This window comes from Streptomyces sp. NBC_00090 (genome assembly GCF_045160815.1).
In the GTDB taxonomy this organism is placed as follows: domain Bacteria; phylum Actinomycetota; class Actinomycetes; order Streptomycetales; family Streptomycetaceae; genus Streptomyces.
Genome location: NZ_CP108224.1, coordinates 1,972,704 through 1,987,578 on the forward strand (window position 1 = coordinate 1,972,704; position 14,875 = coordinate 1,987,578).

15 protein-coding genes are annotated in these 14,875 nt (G+C 72.5%); 12 read left to right on the top strand and 3 right to left on the bottom strand.

What is annotated here, in order from left to right:
- The first annotated feature begins 27 nt into the window (after positions 1-27).
- Complete coding sequence (locus OG361_RS08670; protein WP_384560916.1) at positions 28-957, top strand: DMT family transporter; 930 nt, start codon at positions 28-30, stop codon at positions 955-957.
- Between the two features lie 214 nt (positions 958-1,171).
- The gene (locus OG361_RS08675; RefSeq protein WP_405852756.1) at positions 1,172-2,053 is read left to right on the top strand and encodes a TetR family transcriptional regulator; all 882 of its coding nucleotides are present in this window, start codon (positions 1,172-1,174) and stop codon (positions 2,051-2,053) included.
- A 22-nt stretch (positions 2,054-2,075) separates the two neighbouring features.
- Here OG361_RS08675 and OG361_RS08680 read toward each other — a convergent pair whose 3' ends face one another.
- Positions 2,076-2,744: a TetR/AcrR family transcriptional regulator gene (locus OG361_RS08680; RefSeq protein WP_405852757.1), complete on the bottom strand. Its 669-nt coding sequence runs from the start codon at positions 2,742-2,744 to the stop codon at positions 2,076-2,078.
- Between the two features lie 122 nt (positions 2,745-2,866).
- Between OG361_RS08680 and OG361_RS08685 the strand changes: the two genes are divergently transcribed.
- From OG361_RS08685 to OG361_RS08730, 10 genes are all read left to right on the top strand, one after another.
- Positions 2,867-3,805, top strand: a complete 939-nt coding sequence (locus OG361_RS08685) for a DMT family transporter (protein ID WP_384560911.1) — start codon at positions 2,867-2,869, stop codon at positions 3,803-3,805.
- 74 nt (positions 3,806-3,879) lie between these two features.
- A complete protein-coding gene (locus tag OG361_RS08690; RefSeq protein WP_405852758.1) occupies positions 3,880-4,680 on the top strand; it encodes an MBL fold metallo-hydrolase in 801 nt (266 codons plus the stop codon).
- Between the two features lie 38 nt (positions 4,681-4,718).
- Entirely contained in the window at positions 4,719-5,450 is a 732-nt protein-coding gene (locus tag OG361_RS08695) for a DsbA family protein (RefSeq protein ID WP_405852759.1), read from the top strand.
- Between the two features lie 217 nt (positions 5,451-5,667).
- Positions 5,668-6,846: a pyridoxal phosphate-dependent aminotransferase gene (locus OG361_RS08700; RefSeq protein WP_405852760.1), complete on the top strand. Its 1,179-nt coding sequence runs from the start codon at positions 5,668-5,670 to the stop codon at positions 6,844-6,846.
- A complete protein-coding gene (locus tag OG361_RS08705; protein WP_405852761.1) occupies positions 6,836-7,405 on the top strand; it encodes a DUF6190 family protein in 570 nt (189 codons plus the stop codon). The genes OG361_RS08700 and OG361_RS08705 overlap by 11 nt, the downstream gene beginning before the upstream one ends.
- A 98-nt stretch (positions 7,406-7,503) precedes the next feature.
- On the top strand, positions 7,504-8,307 hold the full coding sequence (locus OG361_RS08710) for a dihydrodipicolinate synthase family protein (protein WP_405852762.1): 804 nt from the start codon (positions 7,504-7,506) through the stop codon (positions 8,305-8,307).
- Complete coding sequence (locus tag OG361_RS08715; RefSeq protein ID WP_405852763.1) at positions 8,304-9,194, top strand: iron-containing redox enzyme family protein; 891 nt, start codon at positions 8,304-8,306, stop codon at positions 9,192-9,194. The genes OG361_RS08710 and OG361_RS08715 overlap by 4 nt, the downstream gene beginning before the upstream one ends.
- Positions 9,191-9,592, top strand: a complete 402-nt coding sequence (locus tag OG361_RS08720) for a Rieske (2Fe-2S) protein (protein WP_405852764.1) — start codon at positions 9,191-9,193, stop codon at positions 9,590-9,592. Before OG361_RS08715 ends, OG361_RS08720 begins: the two co-directional genes overlap by 4 nt.
- A complete protein-coding gene (locus OG361_RS08725) occupies positions 9,589-11,070 on the top strand; it encodes a purine-cytosine permease family protein (RefSeq protein WP_405852765.1) in 1,482 nt (493 codons plus the stop codon). Before OG361_RS08720 ends, OG361_RS08725 begins: the two co-directional genes overlap by 4 nt.
- The gene (locus OG361_RS08730) at positions 11,067-11,993 is read left to right on the top strand and encodes a PDR/VanB family oxidoreductase (RefSeq protein WP_405852766.1); all 927 of its coding nucleotides are present in this window, start codon (positions 11,067-11,069) and stop codon (positions 11,991-11,993) included. Before OG361_RS08725 ends, OG361_RS08730 begins: the two co-directional genes overlap by 4 nt.
- A gap of 80 nt (positions 11,994-12,073) precedes the next feature.
- Here the strand turns inward: OG361_RS08730 and OG361_RS08735 are convergent, their stop codons facing one another.
- A complete protein-coding gene (locus OG361_RS08735; RefSeq protein ID WP_405862154.1) occupies positions 12,074-13,156 on the bottom strand; it encodes a Zn-dependent alcohol dehydrogenase in 1,083 nt (360 codons plus the stop codon).
- Positions 13,157-13,262: 106 nt separating this feature from the next.
- Positions 13,263-14,654: an aldehyde dehydrogenase family protein gene (locus OG361_RS08740; protein WP_405852767.1), complete on the bottom strand. Its 1,392-nt coding sequence runs from the start codon at positions 14,652-14,654 to the stop codon at positions 13,263-13,265.
- Positions 14,655-14,875 lie beyond the last annotated feature (221 nt).

The following is a 14,875-nucleotide window of genomic DNA, read 5'->3' on the forward strand; positions in this document are numbered from 1 at the left end:
GAAGCGTCCGCACCCTACGGTCGACCCATGCAGACCCGAACCTCGCGCCTCGCGCTCGCCGCCGCCGGCGTCACCGTCGTCCTGTGGGCCTCGGCCTTCGTCTCCATCCGCAGCGCCGGGGCCGCCTACTCCCCCGGTGCGCTCGCCCTCGGGCGACTGCTCGCCGGGGCCCTCGTCCTCGGATGCGTCCTCCTGATACGGCGGGAGGGGCTGCCACCCCGGGCCGCCTGGCGGGGGATCCTGATCTCGGGGCTGCTCTGGTTCGGGGTCTACATGGTGGTCCTCAACTGGGGCGAGCAGGAGGTCGACGCGGGCACGGCGGCGATGGTGGTGAACGTCGGGCCGATCCTGATCGCGCTGCTCGGGGCGAGGTTCCTGAAGGAGTCGCTGCCGCCCCGGCTGATCGCGGGCATGGCGGTCTCCTTCGCGGGCGCCGTCGCGGTGGGCCTCTCGATGTCCGGCGGCTCCGGCTCCGACGGGACCTCCGGCGGGCACGCCTCCCTGCTCGGCGTGCTGCTCTGCCTGCTCGCGGCCGTGGCGTACGCGGGCGGGGTCGTGGCCCAGAAGCCGGCGCTCGCGCACGGCAGCGCGCTCCAGGTGACGACCTTCGGGTGCCTGGTGGGCGCGGTGGCCTGTCTGCCCTTCGCCGGGCAGCTGATCGAGGAGGCGGGCCGGGCCCCGCTGTCGGCGACCCTCAACATGGTCTACCTGGGGGTGTTCCCGACCGCGCTCGCCTTCACCACCTGGGCCTACGCCCTGGCCCGTACGACCGCGGGCCGGATGGGCGCGACGACGTACGCCGTACCCGCCCTCGTCGTCCTCCTCGCCTGGCTCCTCCTCGGCGAGCTGCCCGGTCCGCTCACGCTCGCCGGGGGCGCGCTGTGTCTCGCGGGCGTGGCCGTGTCCCGCTCGCGGCCGCGGGTGGCCGTCGCCCCCGGAACGGCCGAATCCACCTGACATCCGTACGCGGCGGTTCCGGTCACATCCCGGTCCGGTTCCGGCCCTTGCCCGCCCGCGACCTGGACGGGAGATGTCCGTCAAGCCCCGTTTCCGGCCGGAGGTGTTCGTGGGGACGTTTCGCCGTCGCCCGGCCGGATAGTTTCGAGTCGGTCACAGTCGCGAGCCGGAACATCACGATCCGGCACCTTCTCGAGAGCCCACGGGGGAGCTCATGGCGATTCAGCAGAGGGCGGAACGGACGAGACAGGAGATCCTGTCGGCGGCCGCGCGGGTCTTCGACGGACTCGGCTACGAGCGTGCGTCGCTCGCCAGGATCGCCAACGAGGCCAGGGTGACCACCGGCGCCCTCGTCTTCCACTTCGCGACCAAGGCCGACCTGGCGACCGCCGTCCGGGGGCGGGGGCGGGCCGTCACCCGGATCACGGTCGAGTCGGCCTGCCTCTCCGCGGAGGGCGTGGGCGGCACCGCGATCGACAAGCTGGTGATCACCACGCACGCGCTGATCCGGCTCTTCGAGACCGACTACTCGGCGCGGGCCGGCGAGCGTCTGGCGCGCGAGATGGGGGCCGACTGCCCCGTACGCTCCCGGGACTGCCCCTGGCGGCGCGAGGTGGCCCGGCTGGCCCGGTACGCGGCCGCCCAACAGGCGTTACGGCCCGGGGTCGACGCGACAGCGGTGGCGGCCCTGATCGGCTACGTGATCACCGGGGTGGAGATCGAGATGCGTTCGCCGAGCGCGGCGGCCGACGACGACACCTGGGCGGCCGAGACCGGCGCCCTGCAAGGCCCGGCCGAGGAACGCCTGCGCCGGATATGGGAGTTGATCCTGCCGGGCCTCGTCCACCCGGCCCCCCGGCGGTCCCGGAGGGCCACGGCGACGACCGCCCCCACGGCCGCTGCCACAGCCGCTGCCACGGCCGCCGCCACGGCCAAGGTGACGGCCCCTCCCCCGAACGCTTTCCCGGCGCCGACGACCTTCCCGACCCCCGCTTCCGCCGCGGCCTCGTCCACCGCCTCGGCCACCGTCTCGACCACGTCGACGAGTACGGCCGCCCCGGCCCCGGAGCCCGGCGCCTCTCCCGCGGCGCCCTAGGCACCGCCGGCGCGTCACACCGTCAGTCCCCACGCCCGGAGTGCAGCAACTGGCGGGCGAAGGCCGCCAGCGACCGGCCGATGCGCTCGGTCGACAGGCCCAGTTCGTGCCGCTGGAACCGGAAGAGCTCGGGTGAGAGCGGACTGAGCGCGATGTCGATCAGCGGGTCCGGATCCTCGACCCCGTGGTCGACGAGCAGCGTCCGGACGTGCACGCGCCAGAATCCATAGGCACCCGTCCTGAAGCGCGCGGGCCCGGTCTCCGCGCCCAGCGCCAGCGGCAGATGACGCTCCAGCAGGTCGAGCATGGCCAGGTAGAACGCGGCGAGGCGCTCCCCCGCCGGCGCGCCGGGCCCCAGCGGCGGCGGACCGTAGATGAGCTGGCCCTGGAGCCGGCGCTCGTGCTCGTCGAGGAGCGCGACGGCGACCGAGGACGGGTCCGGGAAGCTCCGGTAGAGCGTGGCTCGGCCCACGCCGGCCGCCTTGGCGATCCGGTCCATGGTGATCGTCCGCGGGTCCTGTTCGGCGAAGAGCTGCTCGGCGGCGGCCAGGATCTGGGCACGGTTCCGCTCCGCGTCCGCGCGTCTACGCGGCGCGACCGGCTGTTCGTCCGCCGCCTGAAGATCGCCGAGGAGCCCGCCGACCCGGTGCACGGAGGAGGCTCCACGACCTCGCTGCTCGTCCTCGCTCATGGACCAGACCTTACTTCCCCCGGGGCTAAGTGGACACCTTGTCCGTTTGCCGTGCCGCGTGGGATGCTAAACGGACTCAGTGTCCACTTACCCGCTCGCCATCCCGCCCCAGGGAGATCCAGATGCACACCGCGCTCCTCGCCGCGGCCCTGCTGGTCGGCTGCCTCCTGGCCGTCCAGGCCTCGGTGAACCTCCAGCTCAACGCGGCCGTCGGCACCCCGTACGGCGCCTCGACCATCCAGCTCGGCGTCGCGACCGGTCTGCTCACCGTGCTCGCGGTGGCGGCCGGAGCACTCGGCGCCCTCGGCAAACTGCCCGACGTGGAGGCCTGGCAGCTGCTCGGCGGACTGGCCAGTCCGCTCTACATCACCAGCGGCATCCTGCTCTTCCCACGGCTCGGCGCCCTCGCCGCCGTCGGGCTCTTCGTCACCGGCCAGATGTTCGCCTCGCTCGCGCTCGACCTCTTCGGTCTCCTCGGCCTCGAGCGGCAGGACCTGAACGCCGGGATCGTCCTCGGCGCCCTCGCCGTGCTCGCGGGCATCGTCGTGATCATCCGGGGCATGAAGGCGGCCGCCCCTCCCGGCGCCCCCAAGATGTCGAGCGCCGGCCGCGTGGGCTGGCTCGCCCTCGGCATCCTCGCCGGCGCCGTCCTGCCGATCCAGGGCGCGATCAACGCCCAGCTGCGTGCCCAGCTCAAGGAGCCCATCACCGTCGCCGTGATCAGCTTCGCGGTGGCGACCTTCACGATCGCCGTCGTCCTGCTCGTGCTCTACACGACCCGGCGCACCCCGAAGCCCAAGATCGCCCCGCTGAAGAAGATGCCCTGGTGGGGCTGGCTCGGTGGCGCGTGCGCCGCCGCCTACGTCACCGGCACCTTCCTGCTCATGCCCACCATCGGCGCGGCGGTGACCATCGCGCTCACCGTGACGGGGCAGCAGCTCACCTCGGCGCTGATCGACCACAAGGGTCTGTTCAAGCTCCCGCAGCGCTCCCTGACGAAGCCGCGCGCCCTGGGTCTCGTCCTGCTGATCGCCGGCTCCCTGACCATCCAGCTCGTCTGACCGGGGTCGCCCCTCCTCCCCCGGGTCCCCGCCCGGGGGCCCGGGGCCCATCGGCGCGTCATGAAAGGTGTGTCATGAAAGCGTCCTACTCCGCCGGGCCGGACATCCACGTCCTCCCCTCGGCGCTGCCCATACCCGGACTCGGCGACCAGGCGGTCAACGCCTTCCTCGTACGGTCCAGCCGGCCGTTCCTCGTGGACACCGGGATGCCCGTCGACCGGGAGGGGTTCCTCGAATCCCTCTGGTCGCTGATCGACCCGGCCGAGCTGCGGTGGGTCGTCGTCACCCATGACGACCGCGACCACACCGGGGCCCTGGCCCGTGTCCTGGAGGCCGCGCCGCGCGCGAAGGTGCTGACCAACGCGATATCGCTCACGCGAATATCCGAAGAGTTCGGCATTCCGCAGGACCGGGTGGTGACGGCCAACCCGGGCAGCCGCGTGAAAATCGGCGACCGGGAGTTGAGTTTTCACCGGCCGCCCACTTTCGATTCACCCGGGACACTCGCCGTGTTCGACCATTCCGACGGCACTCTCTACAGCTCCGACAGCTTCGGGACCGTGGTCGAAGAAATCACCCCGGACTTCGCCGATCTTTCCGAGACGGAATTCTTCCACGGGTTCGACGTCCTGAACCGGGCGATAGCCCCGTGGACCGCGCTGGTCGACGAGGCGAAGTTCCTCCGACCCGTGCGCGAACTGGCCGCGCTGCGTCCCGCGCGGCTGCTGAGCGCCCACGGACCGACCGTCCGCGAGGACGCCGTACCGCGGCTCTTCGAGGCGATGGCCCGCATCCCCTCCCTGCCCGCCTGGCTGCCCGACGCCGACCTCGACCTCGAGGCGGCGCTCGACGCGCACGAGGCCCCCACGGGCTGAGCCCCGCGCTCGGCCCGCGTACCGAACCGAGGAGAACCATGTCCGACCCGACCACCGCCGACCCGACCACCGCTGGACCGACCCCCGCCGTACCGACCCCGCCGCGCGGAATCGTCACCGTCTTCTCCGACATCTGGTGTTCCTTCGCGCACATCGCCATCCACCGGCTGCACGCCACCCGGACCCGACTTGGCCTGGAGGAGCAGGTCTCCTTCGACCTGCGCGCCTTCCCGCTGGAACTGCTGAACGACGCCCCGAGCCCGCGCCCCGGCACGGACAGCGAGGTCGCCCGGATGGCCAGCCTGGAGCCGGCCGCGGGCTGGCAGCTGTGGCAGGCCAAGGACTGGCTCTACCCCTCGACGACACTGCCCGCCCTGGAGGCGGTCCTCGCCGCGAAGGAGCAGAGCCTGGCCGCCTCGGAACAGCTCGACCTGGGGCTCCGCCGGGCCTTCTGGGCGGAGTCGCGCACCATCAGCCACCGCAAGGTGATCCTGGACGTGGCCGCGGAGACCGGTGCGGTCGACGTCGACGCGCTCGCCGAGGCGCTGGACGACGGGCGGGCCCGCCGGGCGCTCTCGGACCAGGCCGCCCTGTCGCGTACCGACCTGGTGAACTGCAGCCCGCACCTGTTCCTGCCCGACGGCTCCGACCACGCCAACCCCGGCATCGACGTGGGCTGGGAGGGCGCCTACGGCATCGGCTGGCCGGTGATCGCCTCGGACGACCCGAAGGTATACGAGGACATCCTGCTGCGGGCCGCCACCGAATAGTCGAATACGCCGCCAGCGCGGCAGAATCCCGGAACGACGGCCAGGCATTCCTTTCAGTGGAATGCCTGGCCGTCGTTCCTTTTTGCCGCCGTCAGAACATCGCGGTGATTATTAATTGCGTGACCCGGCCGTTATTCGCAAGGCCGGTCGAAGCTCATACAGTCGTTCCCGCCGCCGGAATTCCGGAAGCAGATTCGTATCGACAGCGGGAGTCCTCATGTCGTTGACCGACAAGGCAGACGTCAGCACCTTCGTCGACCTCACCCAGCACGAGATCGAAGCTCTGAAGACCCGGTTCAACCTCGCCGACGCGCACACCCACCAGCGCCAGTCCGACTCCCAGGAGCGGATCGTCTCGCGGCTTCCCGAGCTCTGGCACGAGTCGGAGTCGAAGCAGCAGGCCCACTTCGAGCGGCAGTTCCTGGACGCCTTCTTCCGCCTCCACCAGCAGCCCACCGCCAGAGCGATGGACCGCACGCTCCTCTCGTACTCCGCGAGCGTGTCGACCATGGTCGCCGGCATGTTCCTGAAGCAGCGCGGCAAGTCGGTCCAGCTGGTGGAGCCCTGCTTCGACAACCTCGTCGACCTGCTGCGCAACATGCAGGTCCCGATCTCCCCGCTCGCGGAGTCGGCGCTGCACGACAAGGACGCCATCTACGAGCGGCTCGTCGAGCAGGTCGACGCGGACGCCATCTACCTCGTCGACCCGAACAACCCCACCGGCTTCACCCTGCTCGCCGAGCGGCTGGAGGGCTTCCGCGAGGTCGTCCGCTACTGCGTGGACCACGACAAGGTCCTGGTGATGGACTTCTGCTTCGCCTCCTTCGCGCTCTGCGACGAGGGCATCGGCCGCGTCGACATCTACCAGCTCCTGGAGGAGTCCGGCGTCACGTACATGGTCATGGAGGACACCGGCAAGACCTGGCCCATCCAGGACGCCAAGTGCGCCATGATCACCGCCAGCCGGGACATCCAGGAGGAGGTCTACAACCTCCACACGAGCGTCCTCCTGAACGTCTCGCCCTTCGTCCTCAACATGGTCACGCAGTACGTCGAGGACTCCATCTCCGACGGGTTCGCCTCCGTCCGCGACATCATCCGCACCAACGGCGAGGCCGCCCGCGCCGCGCTCAGCGGCACCATCCTGGAGTTCCAGGAGCCGGTCGTCGGCACCAGCGTCGCCTGGTTCCGGATCAAGCCGGAGCACCTGACCGCCACCCAGCTCCAGGCCGTCCTCTTCGACGAGGAGGTGTACGTCCTGCCCGGCACCTTCTTCTACTGGAACACCAAGGCGAAGGGCGAGCGGTTCCTGCGCCTGGCCCTGGCCCGCGAGCCCGAGCTGTTCGCCGGCGCCATGGAGCGGATGCGGAAGGTGCTCGAGCGCTATGCGGCCTGACGAGAACTCCGAGGCGCTCACCGACTCCGCGCCCCTGACCGGCTCCACGGTGTTCATCGACGCCACGCTCTTCATGGGCATGCACAGCAAGGACGACGCCGTACGGGTCGCCGCGAAGTCCTTCTTCGCGGACCGCCTCGCCGCCGGAACCGCCGGCCGGGTCGTCATGAGCTGGGAGCAGGTCGGCCGCTGCGACGACCTCGTGTGGGGGTACGAGCGAGGCGTCCAGGACGACTACTACCCCTTCATGGACGTCCTCCACACCGACCTGGCCATCGACCGGATCGCCTACGACGAGGCGGACGTCCGCCTCGCCCTCACCGCGCCCGAGCTGGACGGCCTCCCCACGCACGAGCGCCTGCTGCTCGCCCAGGTCATCGGCCGGGGCGGCACGCTGTACACCGCGAGCCCCCGGCTGCTCGGGACCTCCGGACTCCCCGTCGTACCGATCGCGGGGCCCGGCGCCGCCGCCCCGGCCGAGGAGCCGTCGTTCCCCGCGTACCTGGAGGACCTCTACCGGCGCTCGCTGGTCCTGACGGTCGTCTCCGAAGCGCTCTGAAGCCGTCCGCGGCGCCCGAAGCGCTCCGAGCGCTCCCCGAAAGCGCTCCGCACCCCCTCCCAAGACCTCCGACACCCGTTCCGAAGGGCACCCCACTCATGCCTGGCACCTACTCCGGGACCGTGGTCCCGCTGATCACACCCCTCGACGAGAACGGCACCGTCGACGAGCAGAGCGTCGCCCGTCTCATCGGTCACGTACGCACCGAGGTCACCGGCCTCATGCCGGCCCTGACCTCCGGCGAGGGCTGGAAGCTCGACGACCGGCAGTGGCAGGACGTCGTCACGTACACGGTCAAGCACGCCGGCGGGCTGCCCGTGCTCGCCGGGATCCAGCTTCCCGACACCGCCTCGGTGATCGACCGGGCCCGCACGGCCGCCGCGATCGGCGTCGACGCGATCGTCGTCACCACTCCGTTCGGCGCCGACGTGACGCAGGACGGGATCGTCGAGCACTACCGGGCGATCCGCGAGGCCGTCGACATCCCGATCTTCCTCTACAACGAGGAGGCCCTGTCGGGCAATCGCATCGAGTTCGACACCCTGCTGCGGATCTGTGAGATCCCCGGGATCGTCGGCATCAAGGAGTCCAGCGGGGACGCCGCGTTCACCCGGAAGACAGCCGAGGCGGGCACCGGCATCCCGGTCTTCGAGGGCTGGGAGAACCTCCTCGTCGACGCCCGCGGGATCGACGGATTCATCGGCCCGCTCGCCAACCTCGAACCCGCGCTGTGCAACGCGATGCTCGTCGACCCGACCCCCGAACGCCAGGCGGAGATCAACGCCGTCTGCGAGCGGTACGGAGTCTTCCTCGACGACTGGTACAGCTGGGTGAAGAAGGAGCTGCACCGGCGCGGCGTGATCAGCTCCCCCACCACGCACGAGGAGGCGAAGGCGGCATGAGCGCCTCGCCCTCAGCCTCCTTCCCCGCCACCCCCGCTCCCGCTCCCGTCGCCGCGCACTCGATCACGGCCCCCGCCGCGACCGCCCAGCGCGACCTGCACACCCTCTACCGACGGGTCCCCAGCCTGGGCGACTACGGGTCGATGACCGCGATCGAGGAGCGGTGGATCCTGCCGATGGCCCGCGGCTACGAGGCGTCGGCGCCCCGGTTCGCGAACACCGGCGAACTGCTCGGCGCGCTCAAGGAGTTCCTCGCCGAGGAGGAGGCCTCGCTCCCGGAGAGCGCGACCTTCCTCGCCGAGCACGCGACGCTGGAGCAGTTCAAGGTCGTGGTGCGGGAGTTCGCCCTCGACGGGCTCACCGAGTCCCAGTCGCTGCTCCCGGTCGTCCCCCGGCTGCCGTACCGCTCGGGCATGGCGGTCTTCCGGGTCCTCATCGACGAACTCGGCTGCGGCAACGACGAGAAGGCCCACTCCCAGCTCTACCGGGACCTGCTCACCGAGCTCGACATGAGCCTCCGGCTCGACGACTACCTCGACGGGACGAGCCCGGAGTGCTTCGCCTACGTCAACATGTTCCACTGGCTGGCGAGCCGGGCGCCCTCGCCCCAGTACTTCCTGGGCGCGTACGCCTACTTCGAGACCAGCGTGCTGTACGCCTTCCAGAGCTTCGCCCGGGCCGCCCAGCGGCTCGGCATCGCCCACTCCGCCTACTACACCGAGCACCTCTACATCGACGCGTACCACAGCAGTCACATGCGGACGGCGATCCGGGCGCTCGACGAACCGGACCTCGCGAAGATCTGGGCGGGGGTGCGGCTGACCTCCGACATCGTCGGCGCGGCCACCGAGGCGGCGATCGCGCGGGCACGGGAGACCGTCGGATGACGGCCGTGCCCGCCCGGCGCCGGCGGGGGGCCGACGAGCCCACCGTCCGGCAGGTGACCGAGGACCTGGTCCTGGTCGAGGTCGGCGGCCGCAAGGTGCTCGCGGCCGCCCTCTGCCCCCATCGCGGGGGCAGGCTCAAGTACGGCAGGGTCGACGGGGACAGGCTGCGCATCACCTGCCCCCTGCACCACACGACCTTCGACCTGACGAGCGGCGAGCGCACCTCGGGGGCCGCGTGCGCCGCCCTCCGGGTCGTCGACGTCCTGCCCGGGCAGGACGCCGCCACCACCGGGAGCGCCGCCACCACCACGGGGATCGCACCTGTCACCGGGAGCACCCCTTCCACCGGGGACGCCCCCACCACCGGGGGCTCCGCCACCACCGGGGGCGCCCCATGACCACCACACCGACCGGGGCGGCGTCCAGCGTGACGCCGCCCCGCGCGGGGGTCGAGCACGACGGCATCGCGCCCGTACCCGAGGCCGAACGCACCTCGACCCCGGCCGACTTCGGCTGGATCTGGCCGTCCGCGCAGTTCTCCTTCGGCACCGTCGTGCTCGGCGCGCTGCCGGTGGTCTTCGGCCTCGGCTGGTGGGCCTCGGCGAGCGCCATCGCGGTCGGTGTCGCCGCCGGTACCCTGCTGCTCGCGCCGCTGGCCCGCTTCGGCGTCCGCACCGGGACCAACGACCCCGTGGCGAGCGGGGCCCACTTCGGAGTGCGCGGCAGGGTCGTCGGCAACGCCATCACGGTGGTGACGGCACTCGGCTTCTTCGCGATCGCCGTGTGGACCGGCGGCACCGCGGTCATGGTCGCGGGCCACCGGCTGCTGTCCACGCCGACGGGCCCGGGCGCGCTGACGGTCGCGATGCTCGTGACGGCGGCCGCGGTCGCGCTGGTCGCGGTGCGCGGCCACGAGACGCTCGTCCGCACGTACCGGGTGACCGCGGTCACCGGCGGGGCCGTCCTGCTCGGCACCGTGCTCGTCCTGGCCCCGCGCTTCGACGCCGGATACGCCGGCGGGACGCTCGCGCTCGACAGCGCCCTGCACACCTGGCTGCTCGCGGCCACCGCCTCCGCGACCGTGCCGCTGTCGTACGCGACCTTCCAGGGCGACTACACCCGCTTCATGCCCTCGGCCACCCCCACCGGGCGGGTCGTGCGGGCCAGCGGGATCTCCATGTTCCTCAGCAGTCTCGTCGCGCTGCTCACCGGCGCGTACGTGACGACCCTCTTCCCCGTCCCCGACGAGCCGTGGCTCCAGGGCCTGACGGACGCGGTGCCCGGCTGGTTCGCGGTGGCGGTCGTGGTGTTCGGCTTCGCGGGCACCCTGCCGCAGGCCGGGCTCTGTCTGTACGCGGCCGGGCTCTCCGCCAACTCGGTGTTCTGGCGCGCCTCGCGGGCCGCGGTGACGACGGTGGTCGCGCTGCTCGCGGTGGCCGTGCTCTACCTGGGGGCGGTCGTGTACGACGCGATGGACGCGATGTCGGCGTTCGTGACGCTACTGCTCACGGTCGTCGCGCCGTGGGCGGCCGTGCTCTCCGTCGGCTACGTGCTGCACCGCGGGCGGTACGACGCGGAGGCGCTGCGCACCTTCACCACCGGCGGGGGCGGGCGTTACTGGTACGCGGGCGGGGTCAACCCCCGGGCGGCCACGGCCTTCGCCGCCGGCTCGGCCGTCGGGATCCTGTGGGTCAACAACCCGCTGTACACCGGGCCGTTGACGGGTCTGACGGGCGGGGTCGACCTGAGTCTGCCGGCCTCCTTCGCCGTGGCCGCCGCGCTGTACGGGGCCCTGTGCCGGGTGTGGCCGGAGCCGCTGCTGCCGCCTTCCCCCGCCCCGACGAGGCACATCACCGCGGCCCGAGGAGAGACATGACCGGGTGGCGACTGACGGTCCGGGCGGCGGTCAGGGAGGCCGAGGGCGTCCTCGGGCTGCTGCTCGCCGACCCCACGGGCGCCGAGTTGCCCCCGTGGGAGCCGGGCGCGCATCTGGAGGTGACGCTGCCGTCCGGGACGGTCCGGCACTACTCGCTGTGCGGCGACCCGGCGGACCGGAGCACGTACCGGCTCGGGATCCTGCGGGAACCGGCGGGCCGGGGCGGCTCCGCGGAGATCCACCGCTCCGTCGGCGAGGGCACGGTCCTCGGCGTCCGCGGCCCCTTCAACCGTTTCCCGCTCGTCCCCGCGGAGCGCCATCTGTTCATCGCGGGCGGCATCGGCATCACCCCGCTGCTGCCGATGGTCCGCTCCCTGCCGCCGGGGTCGTGGTCCCTGCTGTACGGCGGGCGGAACCTCGCGGCCATGGCGTACCGGGCGGAGCTCGCCGGGGTCCCCGGGGTCACGCTCGTGCCGCAGGACACGGCGGGACTGCCCGATCTGGACGCCGTCCTCGCCGGTCTGCCCGCGTCGACCGCCGTCTACTGCTGCGGCCCGGAGGGACTGCTCCGGGCCGTGGAGGAGCGGTGGCAGGGTCCGCTCCACACGGAGAGGTTCGGCGCTCCGCCGGCGGAGCGGGCCGAACCCCCGGACGCGGAGGGCTTCGAGGTCGAGCTGCGCCGCAGCGGGCGGACCCTGCGGGTGACGCCCGGGCGGTCGCTGCTCGACGCCGTCCGCGAGGTGGTGCCCGACGTCGCGTACTCCTGCGAGGAGGGCTGGTGCGGCACCTGCGAGACGAAGGTCGTCGCGGGCACGCCCGAGCACCACGACACGGTCCTGGGTGATGAGGAGCGGGCGTCGGGGGCGACGATGATGATCTGCGTGGGCCGTTCGCGCGGCGCCCGCCTCGTCCTGGACCTGTGACGGCGGGCACGGCCCGCACCGCCCGGAGAGGGGGTGCGGGCCGCGCCCGCCGCGCGTCTGTGCCCGTGCCTGTGCCTGTGTCAGGGGAAGATGACCAGGGCCCGACCGCCCTTGCCCGCGAGCATGTTGTCGAAGGCGCCCGGGATGCCGTCCAGGGTGATCCGCTCGGTGACCAGGGAGCCGAGGTCGAACCGCCCGGCCCTGATGTGCTCGGCGAGGACCGGCAGGTCGACGGCCGGGTTCGAGTTGCCGTAGACGCAGCCGGCCAGGGTGCGGCCCCAGTGGAAGAGCTCCAGGGCGTGGAAGGTGACCTGCTGGTCCTTGCCGCCGATGCCGACGACCGTGGTGCGGCCGCCGCGCCGGGTGGACTCCCAGGCGGTACGGATGGTGACGGCGCGGCCGACGCACTCGACCGCCACGTCGACGCCCTGGCCGCCCGTCAGCTTCCGGATCTCCTTCGCCGTGGTCTCGGAGGCGACCACGTACTCGGTGGCGCCCGCCGCCCTGGCCAGTGCCTCCTTCTCCGGGGAGACGTCGACCGCGACGATCGTGGACGCGCCCGCGATCCGGGCGGCCTGGAGCGTGGCGAGGCCGACCCCGCCGACGCCGAAGACCGCGACGGTCTCGCCCTCCCGGACCCGGGCGGAGTGGTGGACCGCGCCCCAGCCGGTGAGGACGGCGCAGCCGAGCAGGGCCGCGTCGGTGAGCGGGATGCCGTCGGGGAGGGGCAGGACGCAGTCGGCGGCGACGACCGTCTCCTCGGCGAAGGCACCGACGTTGAGACCGGGGTGGAGCTCGGTGCCGTCCTCCGTGCGGGCGTGGACGTTGGCGGCGCCGGCGAGGGCGTTCACGCAGAGCCAGACCTCGCCGAGCGAGCAGGGGTGGCAGCTGCCGCAGGACGGCGCCCAGTTGAGGACGACGCCGTCGCCGGGGGCGACGTGCGTGACGCCCTCGCCGACCGAGACGACCGTGCCGGCGCCCTCGTGGCCGAGGACGGCCGGGACCGGTACACGCATGGTGCCGTTGGAGAGGGACAGGTCGGAGTGGCAGACCCCGGCGGCGGCGAGCCGGACCCGGACCTGGCCGGGGCCGGGCTCGGGGAGTTCGATGCCGGTGATCTCCAGGGGAGAGCCGACGGCGGGCAGGACGGCGGCGCGGATCACGCTCACGTGCGGTGCTCCTCGGGACTCGGAACTGTCGGAACTGCTGGACCTGCTGGACCTGCTGGACCTGCTGGACCTGCTGGAACGGCCAGAACGGCCAGAACGGTCAGAACTGGAGGGACTTCGTCTGGAGGTACTCGGCGAGGCCGTGCGCGCCGAGCTCCCGGCCCACGCCGGACTGCTTCCAGCCGCCGAAGGGGGCCAGCGGGTTGAACCGGCCGCCGTTGATGTCGACCTGGCCGGTATCCATGCGGCGCGCGAAGGCGACGGCCTCCTCGGGCTCGCCCCAGACGGCTCCGGCGAGGCCGTACTCGGTGCCGTTGGCGATGGCGAGCGCGTCGGCCTCGTCCTCGTACCGGATGATCGAGACGACCGGGCCGAAGATCTCCTCCCGGGCGATGGTCATGTCCGGGGTGACGTCGGCGAAGACGGTCGGGGAGACGTAGTAGCCGGTCTCGCGCGGGGCCTCGGGGCCGCCGGCGACGAGCCGTGCGCCCTCCTCGACGCCCTTCTCGATGTAGCCGCGGACGCGCTGCTGCTGCCTGGCGTTGACGAGCGGGCCGACGCGCTCGCCGGGGACGTACTTGGCGACGGCCTCGGCGGCGAGCGCCACCGCCTCCTCGTACCGCTCGGCGGGGACGAGCATCCGGGTCCAGGCGCTGCACGTCTGGCCGGAGTTGGACATGACGTTGGCGATGCCGACGGCGACGGCCTTGGGGAGGTCTGCGCTGGGCAGGATCACGTTGGCGGACTTGCCGCCGAGTTCGAGGGCGACCCGCTTGACGGCGCCGCCGGCGAGGGCGCCGATGCGGCGGCCGACGGCGGTGGAGCCGGTGAAGGAGACGAGGTCCACGTCCGGGTGTTCGGCGAGGGCCTGTCCGGCGACCGGGCCGAGGCCGGTGACCAGGTTGAAGACGCCGGCGGGCAGGCCGGCCTCGTGCACGGCCTCGGCGAAGAGCTGGGCGGTGAGCGGGGTGTCCTCGGCGGGCTTGAGGACGGTCGTGCAGCCGGCGGCGAGCGCGGGGGCCACCTTGGCGACGATCTGGTGGAGCGGGTAGTTCCAGGGGGTGATGGCGGCGACGACGCCGACCGGCTCGGCGTAGACGGTGGAGTTGCCGACCTTCTCCTCGAAGGGGTGGGTGGCGGCCAGTTCGGCGTACGTGCCGGCGACCGCGATCGGCAGGCCCGCGTGGACGGCGGCGGCGAGCTGCGGCGGGGCGCCGAGCTCGGCGGTGACGGTGGCGGCGATCTCCTCCGCGCGGGCGGCGAGCGCGTCGCGCAGGGCGGCGATGCGGGCGGCGCGCTCGGTCGGCGGGGTGGTGGCCCAGCCGGGGAGGGCGGCGCGGGCGGCGCGTACGGCGGCGTCGACGTCCTCTGCGGTACCCGCCGGGACGTGGCCGATGACCTGCTCGTCCCCCGGGTTGATCACGGGGATGGTCTCCGTCGAGGAGGCGGGACGCCACTCCCCGCCGATGTACATCGCGTCGTGGGCCTTCATCCGCTGTCTCCTCACATTGCCGGCCGGACGTTACCGACCGGTTCGCCGTCGCGACCCAAACTAGCGCTGTTAGTTTTCCAACGCCAGGGTCCGCCGGAGTGCCCTCGGTCTCGCCCGGCTCCCCCAGCGGTGCCCCCGGTCCCGCCCGGCTCCCTCCGGGGCGCGCCCCGGCATCGATCGTGCCGCCCCGGCGGGGGCCTGTCCACGGACGCCCCGTACAG